This window comes from Pseudomonas sp. TMW22090, assembly GCF_022496665.1.
Lineage (GTDB): Bacteria > Pseudomonadota > Gammaproteobacteria > Pseudomonadales > Pseudomonadaceae > Aquipseudomonas > Aquipseudomonas gregormendelii.
This window is the reverse complement of sequence record NZ_SCFH01000001.1, coordinates 179,917-200,073: the sequence shown is the minus strand read 5'-3', so window position 1 is coordinate 200,073 and position 20,157 is coordinate 179,917. Positions and strand designations below refer to the sequence as shown.

At 57.8% G+C, this 20,157-nt stretch carries 19 protein-coding genes; 10 read left to right on the top strand and 9 right to left on the bottom strand.

Annotated elements, in window-relative coordinates; translation table 11 throughout:
* Positions 1–35 precede the first annotated feature (35 nt).
* From EQV97_RS00950 to EQV97_RS00925, 6 genes are all read right to left on the bottom strand, one after another.
* A complete protein-coding gene (locus EQV97_RS00950) occupies positions 36–854 on the bottom strand; it encodes a CHAD domain-containing protein (RefSeq protein ID WP_240888162.1) in 819 nt (272 codons plus the stop codon).
* 248 nt (positions 855–1,102) lie between these two features.
* The gene (locus EQV97_RS00945) at positions 1,103–1,858 is read right to left on the bottom strand and encodes a DUF4239 domain-containing protein (RefSeq protein ID WP_122838594.1); all 756 of its coding nucleotides are present in this window, start codon (positions 1,856–1,858) and stop codon (positions 1,103–1,105) included.
* A 381-nt stretch (positions 1,859–2,239) separates the two neighbouring features.
* A complete protein-coding gene (locus tag EQV97_RS00940; RefSeq protein WP_240888660.1) occupies positions 2,240–2,980 on the bottom strand; it encodes a hypothetical protein in 741 nt (246 codons plus the stop codon).
* A 94-nt stretch (positions 2,981–3,074) separates the two neighbouring features.
* A complete protein-coding gene (locus tag EQV97_RS00935) occupies positions 3,075–4,847 on the bottom strand; it encodes a DUF5666 domain-containing protein (protein WP_240888161.1) in 1,773 nt (590 codons plus the stop codon).
* Positions 4,844–5,689 carry a DUF6502 family protein gene (locus tag EQV97_RS00930; RefSeq protein ID WP_240888160.1) on the bottom strand — a complete coding sequence of 282 codons (846 nt, stop codon included), beginning with the start codon at positions 5,687–5,689 and terminating at the stop codon, positions 4,844–4,846. The genes EQV97_RS00935 and EQV97_RS00930 overlap by 4 nt, the downstream gene beginning before the upstream one ends.
* A 198-nt stretch (positions 5,690–5,887) precedes the next feature.
* Positions 5,888–6,604 carry a hypothetical protein gene (locus EQV97_RS00925; RefSeq protein WP_240888159.1) on the bottom strand — a complete coding sequence of 239 codons (717 nt, stop codon included), beginning with the start codon at positions 6,602–6,604 and terminating at the stop codon, positions 5,888–5,890.
* 499 nt (positions 6,605–7,103) lie between these two features.
* Here EQV97_RS00925 and EQV97_RS00920 point away from each other — a divergent pair, with 499 nt between their 5' ends.
* The gene (locus tag EQV97_RS00920; RefSeq protein ID WP_122838588.1) at positions 7,104–8,138 is read left to right on the top strand and encodes a GGDEF domain-containing protein; all 1,035 of its coding nucleotides are present in this window, start codon (positions 7,104–7,106) and stop codon (positions 8,136–8,138) included.
* Positions 8,139–8,283: 145 nt separating this feature from the next.
* Here the strand turns inward: EQV97_RS00920 and EQV97_RS00915 are convergent, their stop codons facing one another.
* Both EQV97_RS00915 and EQV97_RS00910 read right to left on the bottom strand, forming a co-directional pair.
* The gene (locus EQV97_RS00915) at positions 8,284–8,826 is read right to left on the bottom strand and encodes a DinB family protein (protein ID WP_240888158.1); all 543 of its coding nucleotides are present in this window, start codon (positions 8,824–8,826) and stop codon (positions 8,284–8,286) included.
* A gap of 241 nt (positions 8,827–9,067) precedes the next feature.
* Positions 9,068–9,937 carry a LysR family transcriptional regulator gene (locus tag EQV97_RS00910; protein WP_122838586.1) on the bottom strand — a complete coding sequence of 290 codons (870 nt, stop codon included), beginning with the start codon at positions 9,935–9,937 and terminating at the stop codon, positions 9,068–9,070.
* A gap of 99 nt (positions 9,938–10,036) precedes the next feature.
* Here EQV97_RS00910 and EQV97_RS00905 point away from each other — a divergent pair, with 99 nt between their 5' ends.
* The 5 genes from EQV97_RS00905 to EQV97_RS00885 all read left to right on the top strand — a co-directional run bounded on the left by EQV97_RS00905 (position 10,037) and on the right by EQV97_RS00885 (position 14,210).
* Entirely contained in the window at positions 10,037–10,975 is a 939-nt protein-coding gene (locus EQV97_RS00905) for a DMT family transporter (protein WP_240888157.1), read from the top strand.
* Between the two features lie 133 nt (positions 10,976–11,108).
* On the top strand, positions 11,109–11,411 hold the full coding sequence (locus EQV97_RS00900; RefSeq protein ID WP_045057854.1) for a metalloregulator ArsR/SmtB family transcription factor: 303 nt from the start codon (positions 11,109–11,111) through the stop codon (positions 11,409–11,411).
* A 146-nt stretch (positions 11,412–11,557) separates the two neighbouring features.
* Complete coding sequence (locus EQV97_RS00895; protein WP_240888156.1) at positions 11,558–12,568, top strand: zinc-dependent alcohol dehydrogenase family protein; 1,011 nt, start codon at positions 11,558–11,560, stop codon at positions 12,566–12,568.
* Positions 12,558–12,872 carry an antibiotic biosynthesis monooxygenase gene (locus EQV97_RS00890; RefSeq protein WP_240888155.1) on the top strand — a complete coding sequence of 105 codons (315 nt, stop codon included), beginning with the start codon at positions 12,558–12,560 and terminating at the stop codon, positions 12,870–12,872. Before EQV97_RS00895 ends, EQV97_RS00890 begins: the two co-directional genes overlap by 11 nt.
* A 144-nt stretch (positions 12,873–13,016) precedes the next feature.
* Positions 13,017–14,210 carry a GAF domain-containing sensor histidine kinase gene (locus EQV97_RS00885; RefSeq protein ID WP_240888154.1) on the top strand — a complete coding sequence of 398 codons (1,194 nt, stop codon included), beginning with the start codon at positions 13,017–13,019 and terminating at the stop codon, positions 14,208–14,210.
* 14 nt (positions 14,211–14,224) lie between these two features.
* On the opposite strand, the gene EQV97_RS00880 is transcribed toward EQV97_RS00885, so the two are convergent.
* A complete protein-coding gene (locus EQV97_RS00880; RefSeq protein ID WP_240888153.1) occupies positions 14,225–15,124 on the bottom strand; it encodes an AraC family transcriptional regulator in 900 nt (299 codons plus the stop codon).
* Between the two features lie 207 nt (positions 15,125–15,331).
* Between EQV97_RS00880 and EQV97_RS00875 the strand changes: the two genes are divergently transcribed.
* The 4 genes from EQV97_RS00875 (at position 15,332) to EQV97_RS00860 (ending at position 20,105) form a co-directional block, all read left to right on the top strand.
* Positions 15,332–16,081, top strand: a complete 750-nt coding sequence (locus tag EQV97_RS00875; protein WP_122838580.1) for a glucose 1-dehydrogenase — start codon at positions 15,332–15,334, stop codon at positions 16,079–16,081.
* 94 nt (positions 16,082–16,175) lie between these two features.
* Complete coding sequence (locus EQV97_RS00870) at positions 16,176–16,682, top strand: RNA polymerase sigma factor (protein WP_122838579.1); 507 nt, start codon at positions 16,176–16,178, stop codon at positions 16,680–16,682.
* A 5-nt stretch (positions 16,683–16,687) separates the two neighbouring features.
* The gene (locus EQV97_RS00865) at positions 16,688–17,623 is read left to right on the top strand and encodes a FecR family protein (RefSeq protein WP_240888152.1); all 936 of its coding nucleotides are present in this window, start codon (positions 16,688–16,690) and stop codon (positions 17,621–17,623) included.
* 76 nt (positions 17,624–17,699) lie between these two features.
* The gene (locus EQV97_RS00860; protein ID WP_240888151.1) at positions 17,700–20,105 is read left to right on the top strand and encodes a TonB-dependent receptor; all 2,406 of its coding nucleotides are present in this window, start codon (positions 17,700–17,702) and stop codon (positions 20,103–20,105) included.
* Positions 20,106–20,157 lie beyond the last annotated feature (52 nt).

The window sequence follows — 20,157 nt, the reverse complement described above, 5'->3', positions numbered from 1 at the left end:
CATCGTTTTGTAACATCCCGGCAGTAATACTTAGTCTATTCAATGCCTGCTGTATTTTCTGCTGCCACTTTGGGCAGCTTTTTTTTTCCTGAAATTTTTGGCAGCAATTTTGCCAGATCGACCAGTTGCGCCTCTGCCTTGTTGAGCGCTGTTGCTGCGCAGCTCTGCCAAGCCTTTTCCAGCGGGCGCAGGTCTGATTCGATCAGCGCCTTTTGACACCATTGATAGTGGTCGTGCCAGGAGCCTAGAGCCGATTGCAGTGCTTTGAGTGAACTTGCCGCTTTCTGTGAGAGAGGTGAAAGCTTAGGAAAAGCTTCCGTGAGGTAGCGCGTGCGCTTAACAAGGATTCTCAACTCGTGGCGATCAAACCCAGCGTCATCCACTGCAGCATGTAAACGGTCGATCTGCTTTTTCAGGGCTTTTTCAATTTTAGGCTGGAGGTTACTTAAACCGCCGTTAACTTCCAATGTGCGGAAGTCGGAAGGCCGTTTATCCAGTTGAATGAACAGGTTCTTGAGGGTCGGGCTCTTTAGGATCATGGAGTAGCTAGAGTCGAGGCGTTTTTTTCTAATCTGAGCTTGACCAGCAAATCCTCTGCCCGCCAATTCCTCAATCATTACCTCGAGATCGCGAGCAGGAGTGGTAAGCCTACCTAAGTCGGCCGCCGCATTATTCAACGCCTCGACCGGTCTCAACGAGCGCATCGGCCGGAGTAAGCTCCTGATTCGCCTTACAACTATCCTGAGATCGTGCAAAGCCTCGCTATCAGTCCGCGCCTCCAATCGAGCATGCGAGTGATACAACGCAACCTGCAGAGCCAATATCTCAGCGACAAATTTGTCCACGAATGACATTCGGTCATCTCTTTGAAATGATATGGACACGAGCTTAGCAGACGCGGCGACAGCCAATTCTTTATCACGCTTGTGAGACGCTAAGCGCTTACTTCACGAAGGACAAATCCGCCTGCAGGCTTAAACGTAAGTGCCTGCTTTGGGTCGATTGCAGCCTTTCGCGACAGGCAGCAATCGGCCAGTAGCGGACCTTCGACTTCGTCCGCTCCGAAAGCAGCCATTCAGAAGGCAAGTGCCCGATGAACCGCCTAGAGCTGCATAACGGCGAGCGCCCTGCGCAGGGGCTCGTCGGATATCTGGATAGGGCCGTGAAATGGCACGTCCATGTCCAATACAAGGTAAACAGAAGCCGCGATGAGCAAGGACGAGATGATGAACATCCCAATCACCATCGAGTTGCGAGGAGCGCGGTATCCAAAACTGGCGAAGATGAGCGTTAACCAGGCAACCAGCATCCCAATCAAAGGGCCCGGAATAGCTCCCTCTGACTGCTCGACGATCCTCCAACGTTGCTCGATGAGCGAATGATATTGCTGCCGGATATCCTGAAGCATCGTTTCATGGAAGCGATCCGGAGGCTTTATACCGGTCAAAGACTTGCCTATGTCATCCAGGTATTGAGCCGCTTCGCTGTTGCGATGCTGCAATGCCTCGTCACCTCGATACGGGGTCTCGATAGCGCGCTCCAGATAGGTGATCAGGCGGTGGCGCGTCTCTTGTGTCGCATCTCCATAGCCTCGTAGCGTGCGGTCAAAAATAATCAGGCTGGTTGCATACCCGTGGAAGTTTGTATCAATGGACTCGAAGGTATTCTTGGCAGAATTAATCATCAGACCAAAGACCAGCGACGTCATCACCACAAAAATGTTGGCTACCAGGCGAATGACGGTGTTGGTGTCGTCATCCCTGTGGTGGGACGCCAGCTTAGGGTACCAATGCATCATGAGAAGCGAGGCGGCAACCAGGCACCCGAAAATGGCCAGTGCGATCCAAAGAGAGTTCATGCATCTGCGCCCTGATCATGTGGAGTCAAGTCTTGAAGAATAGACTGTCAGGTGTTCTCGCAGTGTTGCTCTTCAGGGACAGGTTTGGTTTTGGGGAATGACTGCGATATTCGGTCGATTGCAGCCCTTCATGACAGGCTGTCGTCGGCCGATTCTGTTGAAAAAGTCGGCCATGGTTTGCGCATCAGAAAAGTACGCATCCGAGATTGAAATCTTTACTTCTGGGAGAGGCTTCAGGACTCGGATTTCACGTAGCAGCGTACAAAAAAGCGTTTTCACCAGCCAATGATCAGGCAGTTTGGGCAGACCGACTTTTTCAACAGGATCGGCCAAAAGCAGTCAGTCTGATGCGTTTGGTAAGTCAGGGGCAATGCGTCGCCATTAGAACATGTGATAAAGCACCAGCCCGCCCTCTGCATCCGGGCTTGCGTCAGAAAAGCCTTTGACCGCGTACAGTTGAATCTTCCATTGGTGGCTGAGCTTATGCGTGACGAACAGGGTGAGTTCCTGAATTTGCGAACCGGTGGAGACGACTTTCTGCCTCCAGTCGTAGGAGGCGCCCGCCGTAGTGCGCACAGCCACGGGCATGGCAAAGCCGAGGCTGGCAAATATCGGGTCGTCGAAATTGCTATCGGGTAGGTCGCCAAACTTTTTCCATCCCAGGGTCGCGAAGCCGGTCACCGAGCCGAAGGCCTTGGCGATGTCAACCTGAGCGGTATAGTCGAATTCGCCGGTGCCCAGGCAGTGATCTTCATCTGCGGTGGGGAACTTGACCTTGCCGATCAGATCCAGCATCACGCCCCCCTCACTGCCATCGAGCAACGCATAATCTGCGCTTGTGACGGTATCGCCCAAGCCACTTTCCACATCCCTGCAACCACCGGGCAACGGGTCGCCGTTCGGGCCAACTTCGGGGTTAGTGATGCGCAACCAGGGCACCGTAACCTTGTAGGTCATAGGGCCCGTTTCATACTTTCCCACAACGGGGACATACCAGATTTCCGAAGTGGTGCCGGTGCCATAGTCACCGCTTGAATAGTCCATGCCGATGGCAGTGCTGAAGGTATCGCCCGAGGCCTGCAGGGTAAAGCTTGCCAGCAGGCTGGCAAAAAGAGGCAGCATGGGTCTCATCGTCACCTCAAAGTCCCGTTGAGAAGCGTGATCGAACATACCCAGCCTAGTTGCTTATTCACCGCTTGTAGAATTACCGCAGCGCTTATGCCGAACGGCCAGATCGATCCACTTTCTCTACTTTCTCTACTTTCTCTACCTTTTCGACCTTTTCAGGTAGTTCGACTTTTTCTACCTTTTCTGGGCGCTCTACCTTCTCGACTTTCTCGACTTTCTCTGGCCGCTCTACCTTCTCGACTTTTTCGACCTTTTCGGGGCGCTCTACCTTCTCGACTTTTTCAACCTTTTCGGGGCGCTCTACCTTCTCGACTTTTTCAACCTTCTCAACCTTCTCAACCTTCTCAACCTTCTCAACCTTCTCAACCTTCTCAACCTTCTCTACCTTCTCAACCTTCTCTACCTTTTCAGGCCGTCCACTGTTGCCCTCCTTCTCGGGTTGCTCCACTTTCTCGACATGCTCTGATTTTCCAGACTTGTCCACGGTCTCGGATTTGCCGCTGTTGTTGCGGTCGTCCGCGTGGCTTCCACCGCTGCCGCCCTCACTGCCCTCACTGCCTTCACTACTTTCACTACTTTCACTGTGCGGGCTTACATCGCGCCCACCGTTACCGCTGCTGTTGCTGGCGTTGCCCGAGTCATCGGCACTCTGTTCCGTGTCGGCGCCCGTTCGGTTGTCACGTCCCCCTTGCCCCCTGCCCGAGGTGTCGGCGCGTTCGCTATGTAACTCGACACGGGTTGCCCGTATTTCACGCGTACCACTAAACACGCCGCTCACCCGAACGCGTTGATCCAGTGCCAATGTGCCGGGCTGCTCGCCTACAAACACTGTGTCGTGCCCCAGTGTCACATTAAAGCCTGCGACCACCAGGTGTCGGTCCTGTCGGCTTTGTACCAGACCTTCGATCACGGCCTCATGCACACGGCCGGCAAAAGGCAGGCTCGGGTCACGACTGCTTTGAGCGATCTCCAACTGGTGACCGGACCACTGGCCACGCACCAGCACTTCCTGCCCCGGTGCCACGCGACTTCCCAGTTTCAGCCCCTGGAGGCTGCCGGCAGGATCTATCGAGCCGATGGCACTCGCTTCCCTGAGGGTTGGCGCCCGTTCGATGCGACTAGCAAATACTTCACCATTGGCATCTCGTAGACCGCTGACTCTGACCGGTTCACCCGTGCGTAGCCCTTCAGCAACCCGAGCCCCCACGGCAAGACGCACGGGTTGCCCCATGACCCGCAGCGGCGCCGAAGCAGTGGGTAATGCCGTCAGCGGCCCTTCATAGACGTTCAGGATCGAGATACGTCCGGCTCGCAGGCCTTGTTTAGTGGCGAATGCTTCCACCGCAACAACCTGTCCTATCGCCAGATGAGCGCTACTCGCGGCGACGCCGTTTTCGCTCACCGGTACGTCTTTGCCGAAGTGTACTTCCATTCCATTGACGCAAATCGAAGCGAACCCAGTGATGGTGCCAACGATTCCAGTGCCGCCAACACCTCCCGGATCCAGGATCGGTGCGCCCGTGCCACCCACCCCGCCGTGACCACGATTGATGATGGTGCCATCCACGCCGGCAGCCACCGCGCCCGTACCACCGGTGCCGCCGGGACGCTGCTGGAGCGGCGCGCCGGTGCCACCCACACCACCGCTTTCGGCGTGGATGCCTGTACCGCCCACACCGCCTGTCTTTGCCCCGGTACCGCCAATGCCACCCGGAAACTGCAAGCTCGATGCGCCCGACATTCCCACTTCATCGCGGCTAACGCATGCCGGTGCTGCGTCGACCCGTGAGGGAGTCACCAGGTTCAGTCCGAAAACCAGGACAAGAGTGACAATACTGAGGCAGCGCTTCAGGGAGATCATGGGGCAGGCGTCATCGACGAAACAGGATCGGTGGGCTCAGTGTAGAAATAGAGCCCGATTGTGATGCGTTGACGTTGCTCGATACCTGGCGAATCAAGATTTTCGAGGTCTGCGGCAAGCCGGCTGAAATTGAGCAGGGTTTGCATCCCCTCCTTGGCAACGGCCTCGCGCAAAGTGTCGACACTGACCGCGGCCAGGGCGTCGTAGTGCACGCTGCGCTCGAAGAAAGGCAGGCCTTCCCCGCTCAGGTTATGCACCGCTGCACTGGCGTGATCGTGCAGATTGTGGCCAAAGTACGCGGCTTTCTCGTCGAAGCCCTTCTGCGGCAAGAACGCCTGGGCTTCAAGGTGTACACGGTCACGTTCATCGAGGCGCACGACGCCGAGGCGCAACCATTCATCGAGCACCACCCGCGCGCGGATGTCCGTACTGACCTTCGCCATCAGGGCATCAAAGGAGCACTCACCGCCGACACTGGCCAGTCGCGGCAGCGGTAAAGCCTGGCCAGCATCCGTGCAGAAAGGCCGGCTGTTGGTCCAGGCGTTGACCAGTTGCGCGCTTAAAGTAATGTTCTCCGGCAGCGCAGCGATTGACGCGTCGCTCTCGTTTCGCAGCCGTCGCACATCCTTGCGATGGACCCCCGTGAGCAGGCTGATGCGGCTGTCGCTCGAAACTTTGTCATCCAAGCGAAACTCACGATCAGCCACATCGACAAACACCTCTTTGAGCAGATCGGCGAATACCGTATAGGTGACCCCTTTGCGCAGCATCAGGCGCACCAGCGGGCGCATGACCCGCCGAAGGGCTCCTAACAGAGAGGGAGGTAAAGTGGGCGATTGCATACAGCACATTCCTTGACAGATAAACCCAGTATAACGACGCGGGAAAAAATCCCATACGGGTTGTTACCCACTTTTGCTAGGGATAGGGATAGCTGTAAGCGCTCACTGCACAGGCGTTGAGTGGGAGCTGTATGGGCTGGACCAATCCTCATACAAAACCCGCCCCGAAGGTTTTGTATGAGATCCCATCAGAGTAGGTCAGGTCCTGCTGTTGTCATCCCCTGCTTCGCCTCCGACGTGAATGCCGCGGTCATCACCCGGTTCATTACCCACAGGGTTGCCACGATTATCACCAGGCACACCACCAACGTGATTGCCACGGTCGTCGCCAGGCTCGCCGCCAACATGATTGCCATGATCGTCCCCGGGCTCGCCGCCAACATGGTTGCCATGATCATCGCCAGGCTGACCGCCAACATGGTTGCCATGATCATCTCCGGCTTCAGCATGGTTGCCGCCGCGCCCGGAGTTCGAACTCCCAGCATGGTCCCGACCTGCATCGCCATGGCTGCTACCACTGTTACCACCGCCGTTGCCGGCATGACCACCGCCACCACTGCCACTGCCACTGCCACTTCCGTTGCCGCCGCTGCTTCCACCATGGCCACCTCCACCTCCGTTTCCGCCGCCGTTTCCGCCGTTTCCACCATTGCCAACGTTGCCACCACCGCCTCCGGTTCCACCGCCACCTCCTCCGTTTCCGCCTCCGGTTCCACCGCCACCTCCTCCGTTTCCACCGCCCCCTCCTCCGTTTCCGCCGTGGCCACCGCCTCCACCGCCATGACCGCCACCGTCTTTGGCGTAAGCACTGGAGCTATGAGAAATCGAATCCGGAACCAAAACGATGGACGCCGACAGCACGCCACCAATCGCCATGGCCAATAGAGCCTTCTTGAACAGCCTATGAAATTGCATTTTCCGTCTCCTGGTCATTACCGCGAGAAACGCCAAATCAAGTCGGGAATCGTTATAAATCTTTTGGCATTCTGTGCGTGGGATTTTTTCCCACGCATAATAATTAGACCTCTTTGCGCAGAGGTTCAAGCGGCGCACAGAAAAGTCGACCGGTGGTTGGCTCGCAAGAAAGTTGGAAATGACTTTGAGAAGGGGCGCCTACCGCCATAGGCAGCAGCTGAATGCCAAGATGAAAGAAAAATGACGGCCGGAGGACGTCAATTGAATAGCGATGTACAGTTTGGCCAGCACCTGCTAAATAGCCGACTGAAGTTCCTCATGGTCGACGGGAAACGGTCCCCCTCTACCACTTGCCAACGTCCACTTTGGGCAGATTGCTGCCCGTCACGGGTAGAAATCGGCAAGAAGCGGTCACTCTGTTTGCGTAACACTCCGCACTGTTCAGTAATGCGCCGATCAGTCGATAATTGAACCACCCCTTAGTTATCGGCAACCCCTAATGGATCAGATCCTCTCTTTTCTCTCCGATACCCTTCCAACAGCCCGGACCCTGGAGCAGCTGACGCGCCCCCTGCTGACCCTGCTCAACCAGGTCACCGGCATGGAGTCGACCTACCTGACGACCATTGACACCGACAAGGGTGTCCAGCGTGTCGAATTTGCACGCAACGTCGGTGACATGGTCATTCCCGAAGGGTTGGTCGTGCCTTGGGCGGACACCTTGTGCAAGCGCGCGCTGGACGAAAATCGCATGTACTCGGATAACGTCGCCGAAATTTGGGGTGACTCGGAGGCCGCCGCAGCCTTGGGTATCAGGACTTATGTAAGCGCACCCATCCGATCCCAGAATGGGCAGGTGTTGGGGACCGTATGCGCCGCCAGCTCCGATCAGGTGGCTCGCTCCCCTGAAGTGGAACCCTTGCTGATGCTGCTGGCAGCGTTACTGGGATATGCCCTTGAACGTGGGCTGCTGGTTGAGCAACTCCAGGCCGCCAACACCGAGCTGACCAAGCTGGCCCTGACAGACCCACTCACTGGTCTGGCCAACCGGCGTGCCGTTCTGAACGACGCCGCGCGCCTGTTCGCCCTCGCCCAGCGGGAGAACAAGTACATCCTCATCAGTGTCATCGATCTGGATGGCTTCAAGCTCATCAACGACACCCGCGGCCACTTGGCGGGAGACCGACTACTGTGCGGCGTCGCCGCCCAACTGCAGCATGGCCTCAGGAGCAGCGACATCATCGGGCGTACTGGCGGCGATGAGTTCATCGTGATCGCCCTGGGCACACCTTCCGGCCACTCGGACCAGGAAAAAGACATGCGACATGCCGCCGAACTGCTTCAGGCTCGCCTGGCCAAAGCCACAATCGGGCGATATGAACTGGGCCATGGTCTTGGTGGAATTGAATACACCGGTGCGAGTGTTGGCGTAGTGACCGTGATACCGGGCAACATCACTGTGGACGAGGCCACAAAGCTGGCAGACCGCGAGATGTATAAGGTGAAACAGCAGCGAAACGGTCAACGGTTGTAGAAAAGTCTAAGGTTAGCTTCAGGCCCATAGGCCTGTCGCGAGGCGCGGAAAACGGCCAAAAACGTCCCTTCGTTCACTGTAGATGACGCTCTGAGCGGGTCGGGCGACGAAACAGGCATCGAGATCCGTCAGCTGGTTTTTCAGCTTATGTGCGGGACTCGGAAGGAACAAGGGCGACCAGATCAGTATCGCCTACGTCGACGCCACTTTGTGAAAGCAAAGTCGTTACTTGCCCTCGGTGATGAGTCTGGTGGTTGAAGAAATGCATGACCAAGCCATAAAAGTTCCTGTCAGCGGGGGCTCCCTTCATGCTTGTGTAACTGAGGGGATAATCTAGATCCGACTCTTTGATGGAGCGAGACCACGCGACAATTACCTGATCGAGCCAAACGCGATGTGTCGACAGTTCGCGGATATCCGAGAACAGTAACTGGTCGAGGCTTTGGGGGGGCGGGAGCTGTTGAATCGGCTTCAGAGCCAAGTAGTTCGCTGGGTGCCTGGCAAATCTCTGCAGCCAGACCGTGTCCCCCGCCACCAGGTGGTTCAACGTCCCGAGAATAGAACCGAAGAATGCTTGCCTATCCACTGACAGCTCTTCATCTGTCAGACTTCTGGCCGCCTCATAAACCTTCGCGTTCATCCAATCGTTGTACATCGCCATCAGACAGATATGGTTGGTGCGGTCCATAGTGTTCATCCTTTGAGTGAATGACTGGAAGGCGATCGACGCTCATCTCGGGGCCATTCTAGAGGGATTTTTGAACCGCCCCTCACTTCGTAGATACGCGACCGGCCGCTTTGGGTCGATTGCCACCCTTACTCACCAATAGGCCAATTACAGCCTTCAGGCATCCAAAAACAGATCTCCGCACTGCAAAGAGCGCTGCCTATCGCAGCACCGTATGCAGCACGATAACGTAACTCTGGCACTAACACTCAAAACCATGGCTGATCAATCTAGCCAGCACCTCTCCCGCCTCACTTAATTCCCCTGGGGCCAGCATCAGGCGCAATTCGTGTACGGGCAGCTCAGGGAAGCCGTCGGCGACCGTCAGCACGCGCATGCCTTGGCTTACCCGGGCCCGGTCAACGATGCCAACGGCCAATCCGGCCTCGATGGCGGCTTCCAAAGCGATCACCCCGGCGCTGATGATCACCGTTCGCCAGCGGCGACCCTGCTGACTCAACGCGTCGACAGCCACGCTTCGATAGGGGCAACCCTTGCCGTGCAATGCAAGGGGCACCGGTTTGGCGAGGTCCTGCAGGTAGCCGTGGGCGGCCACCCAGACAGGTTGGGTAATGCCGAAGGTCTTGATGCAGCGCGCCTGCGACACAGCAACATCAGCCGGGGCCACTAACAGCGCCATGTCCAGTTGACCACGCTGCAGGCGCGTGTTCAAACGGCCACTGGAACCCGTTTCAACCTCCAGCTCGACACAGGGAAAATCCGCCGCCAGGTGCGGCAGCGTACAAGCCAGTACCGCGCCGGCGTACTCCTCAGAAATGCCCAGCCTGACTCGTCCACTGGCCACCGGCGCGATAAAACTGGCTAGCAGCCCGTCGTGCAGCCGCAGCAGTTCGGCGCTTTGCAGCGCAAAGCGACGGCCCAGCGGAGTCAGGCTGACTGTCTGGTTATCGCGTTCCAGCAAGCGTCCCCCGGCCACGGCTTCCAGGCGGCGAACGTGCAGGCTGACCGCCGATGGGCTTTTGTTCAAAAAGCTGGCCGCCGCCAGGAATTGCCCAAAGCGCAAGACGGCGTGAAACGTTCGCAGGAGATCGATATCAAGCGCTTCAGCCATGGTTCAGGAATCCTGCATCAGTGGTGCTGATCGTATCGTTTGATTGCATCAGTCAATCATTCATACCATCGAACTCAGCCCCCTGTCAGGTGCCATTCGATGAACGTCATACGCTCACCTATTTTGATCAGCGCCGTGCTGCTGGCGGCCATGGTCGTCAGCTGGAGCTCTGGTTTCATCGGTTACCGCTATGTCGCGGATCAGGGAAGCGTCTACCTGGCCTCCGTGTGGCGTTTTATCCTGGCGGCGGCTGTGTTACTGCCCTTTGCCTGCGCGGGTTTGCGGACGTTGGGCGGCCGTGATGTGGCCCATCAAGCCCTGCTGGGGTTGTTTGCGATTGGCGGCTACATAGGCCCCATCGCCGCATCGATTCAACTGGGTGTCGCGCCGGGCACCGCCTCACTCCTGGCCAATTTGCTACCACTGACCATTGTGGTGCTGGCGGTCAACGTGCCCGGGCAACGCACCCGCGGCTGGCAGTGGGTCGGCCTGGGGTTGTGTTTGACCGGCATGATGGTAGCCAGCGGCGCCAACGTGGAATGGGACGCCGCTGACCTCTGGGTCTACAGCCTGCCACTGCTGGCAGTCCTTTCCCTGGCGGCGGCCACGCTGTATCAGAAAGCCTCGCCTGGCGCATTGATGCCCGCCTCCACTGCGCTGTTCATTCAGGTATGCGCCGTGATCCCGGTGTTTGCCGTGCTGGCGTGCCTCGAAGGAGCGATATTGCCGCCGACCAGCGCCGGCTTTGCCGGGGGCGTGGTGTGGTTGGTGGTCTTCTCGACTCTGGGCGGCTATGGATTTTATTGGCTGTGCCTGCAGCGTTTCAGCATTCAACGCATCAGCGGTGCGCTGTTTCTGACGCCCCCGGTGACCCTGCTGTGGGCATGGCTGCAGTTCGGCGATCCGCTGACCGTGAGTGCACTGGTGGGCGTCGGGTTGACCCTGTTGGGACTGCCATTGCTTGGGATGAACACGGTGAGGGAGCAGGAGATAATCGACCAACAGCCGTCGCTCAAGACCTCATGCGGAAATGAGTAATTCAAGGCTGCACGCTTAAACCAACCCACCCATGGCTAGCGATTGGACGCCTGTTTAGCACCAGTAGTCGCAGAGCACCAACCGCGCCTTGTCCACGCATTGACATATCGGTAAATTTCGATATCCTGAAGCAATGGACTTACTTGAAATTTTCAAAGCACTGTCAAACCGCACCCGGCTCGAAATCCTCAAAGGATTGAAGGATCCGGTGAACAGCTTTCCTGCGCAGGATGAGGGAGATGTGCTTACGGTTGGCGTTTGCGTCAGCAGTATTCAAGAAGGCGTCGGTCTGTCTCAGTCGACGGTGTCTGACTATCTTGCAACGCTGCAACGAGCCGGGCTGGTCGAAGTCAGGCGCATTGGTCAGTGGACCTACTACAAGCGTAACGAAGCAACCATCCGTGCTCTCGCCGAGATCATCGGTACAGAGCTGTAATTTTGTACCGCACGATATCGAGATTTCTCGATATCCCTTTTAACCGAAATAAGACACTGTGAGGGCTAGGAACACACTAGTGATTTTCTCTGCGGATACACATCGATAATTCTCGATATCCCTTTTTCCAGAAGTGAGGTTTCACAATGAAAGCGATGATCATCAAATCCTTCGGTGGCCCGGAATCGTTCGAACTTTGCGACGTGACCAAGCCAGTACCTGGCACGGGACAAGTCCTGGTACGGGTACACGCTACCTCCATCAATCCATTGGATTACCAGGTTCGCCGCGGCGATTATCCCGACCTGGTGCCACTTCCGGCGATAAGCGGGCACGACGTATCTGGCGTTGTTGAGGAAGTCGGGCCGGGCGTCACGGCTTTCGCTCCCGGCGACGAAGTCTGGTACACCCCGCAAATATTTGACGGCTCGGGCAGTTATGCCGAGTACCACGTTGCGGCCCAAAACATTGTCGGCAAGAAGCCCGCCTCCCTGAGCCATCTCGAGGCGGCCAGCCTGAGCCTGGTCGGCGGAACGGCGTGGGAAGCACTGACCGTGCGAGCGGCGCTCAAAGTGGGCGAAAGCATTCTGATCCACGGCGGCGCGGGAGGCGTCGGTCATGTCGCGATCCAGTTGGCAAAAGCCATTGGCGCGCGGGTCTTCACGACCGTGCGCGAAGCGAACTTTGAGTTCGTACGAAGCATGGGTGCCGATGTGATCATCGACTACGAAAAGGAGGATTACGTCGACGCCATCAATCGGGAAACGGATGGCCGCGGAGTCGACGTGGTATTTGACACCATCGGCGGCAACACCTTAGCCCGCAGCCCGGACGCCCTCGCCCAACTCGGCCGGGTTGTCTCCATCGTGGACATTGCCAAGCCACAGAACCTGGTTCAGGCCTGGGGCAAGAACGCGAGTTATCACTTTGTTTTCACCCGGCAAAACCGCGGCAAGCTGGATGAGTTGAGCGCATTGATTGAACGTGGTCAGCTGCGCCCGCACGTTGGCGCCGTCTATTCACTTGCAGACCTTGCGCTCGCCCATGCGCGACTGGAGAGCCCCAACAACGGTATTCAAGGAAAAATCGCGATTGCCGTCGTGCCGTCGCTTCTCACCAGCGCTGAACTCACTCCAGGGGAATCCCATGATTTATGAAATCGCTCTGCTGCCCGTTCACAAAGACCGGATTGAAAGCTTCCGGCATGCATTTGCACAGGTGGCTCCCTTGCTCTGCCGCGCAAAAGGTTACGGCGGGCACATGCTGGCGCATGGGATCGAAACCCCGCAGCAATTCAACCTGATCGTACGTTGGCAATCACTCGAGGACCACGTCCCGGGCTTTGAAGCGAGTGAAGACCATCGGTTGTTCATGACGGGCCTGCAGGAATATTTCTCGGCAGAACCGCAGGTCTATCACATCGAGGGAGCGGCGTTTGCTGCAGGTAATCCTGCTTTCTGAGGCTTGCACAATGCGAGGACCGATCGGGTCAACTGACGTTAGCGCTCACTGGCCCGATACTCGCTCCGCGGCAGATGGCCTCGGATTGGCCCGGCGGCCCATTTGGAGATAGTCTTTGCTCATCCCCATACGAATCGCCAAATCATGACCAGCCCAGAGTTTTCCTCGGATGTAGAGGCCATACGCAGCATAGACGCCGTTCCGGTCATCTTGAGTATGGTCAAACACATCACCGGGATGCGATTTGCTGCGGTGGCGAGAGTGACCGAGCAGAAGTGGATTGCCTGCGCGGTGGATGACTCCATCAACTTCGGGCTCCAGCCCGGTGGAGAGCTGGTGCTGGAATCGACTATCTGCCACGAAATCCGCCAGCACAGAAAGCCGGTCATTTTCGGCCACGCGAGCCAAGACCCGGTTTTTTCGCGACATCACACTCCCAGGATCTACGGCCTGGAAAGCTACATTTCCATCCCCATCATCAAAGCCAATGGCGACTTTTTTGGCACCTTGTGTGCCATCGACTCCGTTACTGCAAAGCTGGACGATCCTGCTATCGAGAAAACGCTTACGCTGTTCGCTCAATTGATCGCCATGAACCTCGATACCCAGCGCGACCTGCATGCTGCGCAAGCCTCGCTGGTGGATGCCAATGAAAGTGCCCGGCTGCGAGAGCAGTTCATTGCCGTGCTCGGACACGATTTGCGTACGCCGCTGAGCGCTATTCGCATGAGTGCTGAACTGCTGCAAACCCAATCGGCCGACAAACGTTCGCTGGGTCTGGTTGCAGCCATCCGCCAAAGCTCCATACGAATGGGAACCCTGATCGAAAACGTGCTGGATTTTGCCAGGGGCCGAATGGGCGGCGGGATACCGTGCAAACGACAGGTGGTAGATGACCTGGAACGCACGCTGCGCCTGACCGTTGATGAAATTCAATCATCCAACCCGGCCGCACGCTTGAGCAGTTCGATAGCCCTACCTGCGGGGGTGTATTGCGATCCGCTGCGCATCAGCCAGTTGCTTTCAAACCTGTTGGGCAACGCAGTCACCCATGGCTCTACGACCGCTGTCATCAGCGTACAAGCCTATGCCGACGCTGATGACATCGTCATCTCCGTGACCAATCAGGGCGAACCCATCCCTGCCAACCTGGTGCCGCTATTGTTCGAACCCTTCACACGATCGGAATCAGGTCAACGTGGCGAGGGCCTCGGATTGGGTTTGTACATCGCATCGCAGATCGCCACCGCGCACAGCGGAAACTTGAAAGTGACTTCGACGCCTGAGTTGGGGACGAACTTCACCGCTCGTTTTTCCGGGAAGCAACAGTGGCCTTGATTTGGCCGGGAGCGTCAGTTCTGATAAATCGCCGGATTCGCCCTGTGAGGGTTGGCAGCACCCGTCGGCGATTTGAAGGTTGCGGCATCTTTGGCCGGGGGCATGCCAAACAGGCGGGCGTATTCGCGGCTGAATTGTGAAGCGCTTTCGTACCCGACGGCAAACGCGATGGACGCAGCATTTCGTGTCTCGAACAGCAGGAGCCAGCGGGCCCTTAACAGGCGCAAACGCTTTTGGTACTGAATAGGCGTCATGGCGGTGATGGCTTTGAAATGACGATAAAACGCCGCAACGCTCATTCCAGTCATCGCGGCGAGTGGTTCCACCCGAAAGGGTTCGGTGTAGTGCTCGGCGATCCATTGTGTGGCACGTCGGACCTGTGCCAGCCGGCCATCTGGACGAGCCATTTCCCGCAATATCCCGCCCAAAGGGCCCTGCAGCAGTCGAAACCGAATCTCCCGCTCGATCATCGGCGCCAGCACGGCCGCCTCGCCAGGTCGGTCAATGAGTCGCAGCATACGCAGCCACGCATCGAGCAATTCCTCCGGTGCAGGCACGGGCGAGAAGCAGCTGAGTGCAGTGCTTTCACTCGATTCGAGCTCCTCGAGCAGCAATGAGGCAATGGTGTCGGCATTCAGCGTCAGGCTGATCGCCAGATACGGCTGGTCCGGCCCACCAGGATGAATTTCGCCGGCAGCAGGCACATCAACGGGCACCAGGAAATAGGTTGCCGGTCCGTAACACACCATCTGATCACCAATGGACAGCGTTTTGGCACCCTGGAGCACCAGGTGCATCATCGGCTGATACACCTGATTCGCACACGCTTCAGCCTGGACCATCGCCACACGCGGTAACCCAGTATCCGTCCAGCGGTTTTCTGCGCGCATCACGATGCGACGTAGTTCATCCATTGCTTCATTCATGCGAACGAACATGAAGCACTGCAGCGGACTTCGCAAGGACGAGAGAAGAATAGTCAAGACTGCGAGAGCAACTGGCAAGCGTCTGGCCGTGCAATGGCTAAATACTAGTGGCCAAGCAGCAAGAAACGCTCAGCCCTGACAGGTGACCTGCCGATCGCGCTGCACAACCCTGTATTTCAGCTAGAAAGGTAATTTATGAAACTTGAAGGAAAAATTGCGCTGGTAACCGGCGCGTCAAAAGGCATCGGTGCCGGTATCGCCAAGGCGCTTGGCGCATCGGGCGCCACGGTGGTGGTGAACTATTCGTCGAGCAAAAACGACGCTGATTCGGTGGTTGCACAAATCCAGGCACAGGGCGGCAATGCTGCTGCCATTCAGGCCGACATGAGTAAGGCGGCAGACGTGGTCCGTTTGTTTGACACGGTCAAGGCCAATTACGGGACTTTGGATATTCTCGTCAACAACGCGGGTGTCGCCGTTTTCCAGATGATTGACGACCTCACCGAAGAAGCCTTTCACCAGCAGTTCAACCTGAACGTACTCGGCTACCTGCTGAGCGTTCGCGAAGCAGTAAAACTCATGGGGCCGTCCGCCAGCATCATCAACATCAGCTCCATCCTGAGCACCGATCCCTACCTGGCTTCAAGTGTGTATTCGGCCACCAAAGGCGCGGTCGATACGCTCACGCTTGCCTTGGCCAGAGAACTCGGGCCACGGGGCATTCGGGTGAACGCCATCTTGCCGGGACACACCAACACGCCTGCCACTGACGGTAATTTTGCCGGCGAGTTTGGCGAAAAACTTATCGCTGGAACGCCATTGGGCCGTTTTGGCGAGCCAGAAGACATCGCGCCATTGGCAGTATTCCTGGCCGGCGAGGACTCTCATTGGGTGACAGGTGAATCCATCAGGGCATCGGGCGGAGTGCGTGGGGTCGGCTACTGAGCCCCTCCTTAACCTAAGCGTAGGCATTGAAGCATTGTAAATACGAAACATTATCATTAAAGTGCAATGCTTTCCGCTGTGTGATCTCCTGCTAATGTCGAGCATGACCACCGAAGAGCTTGAGCTCGCCTTCCGGGCCCATTCCACCGAGTTGCGCTCGTTTCTTCATCGCCAGTTGCGCAATCCCGAGGCCGCTGCCGATCTTGCTCAGGAAACCTACCTGCGCCTGCTCCGTCAGCCGCCACGCAAACCGGTGCTCAATCTGCGAGGTTTTATCTTTAAAATTGCCCGAAACCTGGCAATCGATCATGCCCGCAGCAGGCAAACCCGCGAGCAACTGGGCGAAGGCATTGCCTACCTGTACGAGGTTACGGGGGAAAGCCCGGCGCTGTTCGATGTCGTGGTCGCGCAACAGGATCTCGCGGCCATGGCCCAGGCCCTGGATCGCTTGCCTGCCCAGTGCCAGCAAATATTTACGCTGTGTCGGCTGCGAAACCTTCCCCACAAGGAAGTGGCTCTGCAACTGCAGGTATCGATCAGCACGGTGGAAAAACAATTAGCCATTGCACTCGACTTTCTCAGCCAATGCCTGCAACGATAGCCGGTATGCACGATCAACCCGACACCACCCCGTCCTTTACCGAGGTTCAGCGCACTGCCCAGGCGTGGGTGATTCGCCTCACCTCGGGTTCGGCGCTTGCCTCTGATCAGGCTGCGGCGCGGGCTTGGTGCGAGCAGGCACCGGAGCATCAGCGCGCGTTTGTCGAAGCGCGGCGTGTGTGGTGTTTAAGTGCGCATCTGGCTGAACCTCGCGTCCCGACACGGCCGGCTTCACGTCGAATCTGGGCGATGGGCATCGCCGCATCGATGATGCTCGGTGTCGGCTTGGCATGGGTTCAAGCAATGGCATTGAATGCTGACTATTACACCGGCACCGGTGAGCGGCGACAGGTCGTCCTGGCCGACGGTTCTCGCATCACCTTGAATGCCAACAGCGCCGTTGATGTGGACCTCACTGCCGATGGGCGACGCATAACCCTGCGCAAGGGCGAGGCCCTGTTCGATGTAAAGCCGGACCCGCTGCGCCCGTTCAGTGTGCAGGCGGGCGCCTTGAATGCGACGGCCCTGGGCACCCTCTATGCGGTGCGCCGCGAGGGCGAATACGTCGATGTCACGGTGCGCCGCGGACGTGTCGCCGTCACCGAAGGACTTGAAAAGGTGACGCTCGGCGCTGGCCAGACTGTCGGCGCGCGTGCCGACGGCCTGGGCCCAAAGCAGAATGTGGACGCAGACAAGATGCTGGCTTGGGAACAGGGCCGCCTGGTATTTGAGCTGACACCGCTGTCTCAGGTGCTTGAGCAGGTCGAACGCTACCGCCCGGGAATTATAATGGTACGGGATCCGCGCCTGGGCGCCCTCAAAGTCAGCGGCACCTTCCAACTTGATCACCTGGACGAAGGCCTGGCAACGCTGGAGAAAGTCTTTCCACTCACCATCGATCGCTATACGGACTACCTGCTGGTTGTCTCACCCAAGATTTAACTATTTTTACGGGTGTTGGCGTGTCGCCCGTCTTCCCTCCCTAGAATGATAATGCTTCGTATTAGGGAGAGCACCGATGCACCATCCGTTACCTGAAGGTTTGCGAGTCAAATCTTTGTCCGTAGCCCCAATGACCATGCTGTGCGTGCTGATGTCCAGCCTGGCGGTTGCCGATCCTCTCCAATTCGACATCGCTCCGCAGCCCTTGGCGAGCGCGCTGAACCGCCTGGCCGCGCAAAGCGGTCTACAGGTGATATTCGATGGCACGCTGGTATTAGGCAAGAACAGCCCCGGGATCGTCGGCCACAAAGAGCCAGAGGCCGCACTGTTTGATCTGTTGAAAGGCAGCGGCCTGACCTGGCGGGCAACCGGTGAAAATAGCGTGATGCTGGAGCGCGCCCCCGAATCGAGCGACACCCTGCAGTTGGGGGAGACCGCGATCACGGGTCAGCAGCTGGGCGAGATGACGGAGAACACCGGTTCCTACACCACTGGGGCCATGCAGACTGCCACCAAGCTGCCCTTGACCTTGCGCGAAACGCCGCAGTCAGTCAGCGTGGTCACGCGCAAGCATATGGACGACAAGGCCATGACCAGCATCAGCGATGTCGCCAAAAGTGCGCCGGGTATTTATCTCAATAACTCCGGCGGGGTTGGGCGGCCAACCTTCAGCGCCCGCGGTTTCGACATCGACAACATCATGTACGACGGTTTCCCCACCAGCTTCCTGACCTACCTGCCCAGCGGAGAAGCCAACCTGGCCATGTATGACCGGGTCGAGATCGTTCGCGGCGCCACCGGCCTGGCCCAAGGTGCCGGTAACCCCGCTGGCGCCATCAACCTGGTGCGCAAGCGCCCGACCCATCAATTCCAGGCCACGCTCACCGGCAGTGCCGGCAGTTGGGACGATTACACCGGCACGCTGGATATCGGTGGCCCGCTCAATGACAACGGCACCCTTCGCGCCCGTACCGTGATCTCGCGGGAGGACGCCAGGAGCTTTCGGGACTCGGTGGAGAGTGATGCGGATCTGTTCTACGGCGTGGTCGACGCCGACCTGAGCGACAGCACCATCCTGACTCTCGGTGCGTACCGGCAAAAGAACCACACCAACTTTATCTGGGGCGGTTTGCCCATGGCCCGTGGCGGTGGTCATCTAGGGCTGCCACGCGACACTTTCCTCGGGAATGACTGGGAATACTCGGACAACCGCACCACCGGCTATTTCGCGACCCTGGAGCAGGGCTTGGCCAACGACTGGACGCTGCGTCTGGCAGCCATGCAGTCGAAGACCAACAGCGATGTGCTGGCCTCGTCGGTATGGGAATACAACCGCCACTATCTGTGGACGGAAGCCATGGAGCAGAAGGAAACCGGCTACGACCTGGCCCTCAGCGGCCCCTTCCAGATGCTCGGTCAAGAACACGACCTGACCTTGGGCGTCAGCCGGCGCGAGCTGGATTATCGCTCCGGTGACGCCTGGAGCGACTTCATCGACACGGGCAGCAATCTTTTCGAGTGGGATCCTCGCGGTCATGCCAAGCCGGACTACGTCACGGGCGATAACGGTCTTCCCGAAACCACCACTCAGGACAGCGTCTATGCCAGTACCCGCCTGCGCTTGAGCGAGCCACTGTCGCTGATTCTAGGCAGCCGTCTGGACTGGTACGAATACGAGGACAGCGCAAACAGTGAGGGCAACTACAAGGTCACTCGCAATCTGACCCGTTATGCCGGCGTCGTCTACGACCTGGACGACAACCACTCGGCCTATGTCAGCTATACCGATATCTTCAAGCCGCAGAGCAGCAAAGGCGTGGACCGGAAAGTGATTGCCCCGGTAGTGGGTGAGAACTACGAAATGGGCATCAAGGGCGAGTATTTTGGTGGCGCACTGAATACCAACATGGCCGTTTTTCAGATCGACCAGAAAAACCGTGCCCAGGAGTTGCCTGATGTCAAAGGGTGCGGTTCAGGCGCCGCCAGTGCTTGCTATGAGGCTGCCGGCCTGGTGCGCAGCCGGGGCATCGACCTGGAAATCCAGGGCGCCCTGACCGACAACTGGCAACTCGCCGCTGGCTACACCTACACCCAGACGAAGTACGTCAACGACGCCAACGCAGCCCGGGAAGGCGAGGATTTCGACCGCGCCAAACCGCGTCAGCTGTTTAAGGTGGCGACGATCTACAACCTGCCTGATGAGCTGCAGCGCTGGCGTATCGGCGGTGATGTGTACCAACAGAGCCGCATCCGCACGTCGGGGGGTACCGGTGCCACTGCCTGGAAAAACCAACAAGGCTCGTACACGGTGCTCGGTCTGGTGGCCGGCTACAAAGCCAGCGAGCAATTGGATCTGCAGGTCAACGTAAACAACCTGTTCGACCGTACCTACTACAGCAGCGTGGCCAATGGCGCCTATAGCCCGTATGACATCTACGGCGACCCACGTAATGTGAAACTGACTGCCCGGTACAGCTTCTGAATAGTTGTTCGCCGGCTAATGTCCAGGGAAGGACGTGAGCGGCTTGCGTGAA

Coding starts and splice junctions, on each gene's coding strand:
- EQV97_RS00910 (WP_122838586.1), bottom strand. CDS start 9,937: ATGGCTGAAGCGCTTGATATCGATCTCCTGCGAACGTTTCACGCCGTC.
- EQV97_RS00875 (WP_122838580.1), top strand. CDS start 15,332: ATGAAACTTGAAGGAAAAATTGCGCTGGTAACCGGCGCGTCAAAAGGC.
- EQV97_RS00925 (WP_240888159.1), bottom strand. CDS start 6,604: ATGCAATTTCATAGGCTGTTCAAGAAGGCTCTATTGGCCATGGCGATT.
- EQV97_RS00860 (WP_240888151.1), top strand. CDS start 17,700: ATGCACCATCCGTTACCTGAAGGTTTGCGAGTCAAATCTTTGTCCGTA.
- EQV97_RS00865 (WP_240888152.1), top strand. CDS start 16,688: ATGCACGATCAACCCGACACCACCCCGTCCTTTACCGAGGTTCAGCGC.
- EQV97_RS00945 (WP_122838594.1), bottom strand. CDS start 1,858: ATGAACTCTCTTTGGATCGCACTGGCCATTTTCGGGTGCCTGGTTGCC.
- EQV97_RS00930 (WP_240888160.1), bottom strand. CDS start 5,689: ATGCAATCGCCCACTTTACCTCCCTCTCTGTTAGGAGCCCTTCGGCGG.
- EQV97_RS00880 (WP_240888153.1), bottom strand. CDS start 15,124: ATGGATGAACTACGTCGCATCGTGATGCGCGCAGAAAACCGCTGGACG.
- EQV97_RS00900 (WP_045057854.1), top strand. CDS start 11,109: ATGGACTTACTTGAAATTTTCAAAGCACTGTCAAACCGCACCCGGCTC.
- EQV97_RS00895 (WP_240888156.1), top strand. CDS start 11,558: ATGAAAGCGATGATCATCAAATCCTTCGGTGGCCCGGAATCGTTCGAA.
- EQV97_RS00870 (WP_122838579.1), top strand. CDS start 16,176: ATGTCGAGCATGACCACCGAAGAGCTTGAGCTCGCCTTCCGGGCCCAT.
- EQV97_RS00890 (WP_240888155.1), top strand. CDS start 12,558: ATGATTTATGAAATCGCTCTGCTGCCCGTTCACAAAGACCGGATTGAA.
- EQV97_RS00905 (WP_240888157.1), top strand. CDS start 10,037: ATGAACGTCATACGCTCACCTATTTTGATCAGCGCCGTGCTGCTGGCG.
- EQV97_RS00935 (WP_240888161.1), bottom strand. CDS start 4,847: ATGATCTCCCTGAAGCGCTGCCTCAGTATTGTCACTCTTGTCCTGGTT.
- EQV97_RS00940 (WP_240888660.1), bottom strand. CDS start 2,980: ATGCTGCCTCTTTTTGCCAGCCTGCTGGCAAGCTTTACCCTGCAGGCC.
- EQV97_RS00920 (WP_122838588.1), top strand. CDS start 7,104: ATGGATCAGATCCTCTCTTTTCTCTCCGATACCCTTCCAACAGCCCGG.
- EQV97_RS00915 (WP_240888158.1), bottom strand. CDS start 8,826: ATGGACCGCACCAACCATATCTGTCTGATGGCGATGTACAACGATTGG.
- EQV97_RS00950 (WP_240888162.1), bottom strand. CDS start 854: ATGTCATTCGTGGACAAATTTGTCGCTGAGATATTGGCTCTGCAGGTT.
- EQV97_RS00885 (WP_240888154.1), top strand. CDS start 13,017: ATGACCAGCCCAGAGTTTTCCTCGGATGTAGAGGCCATACGCAGCATA.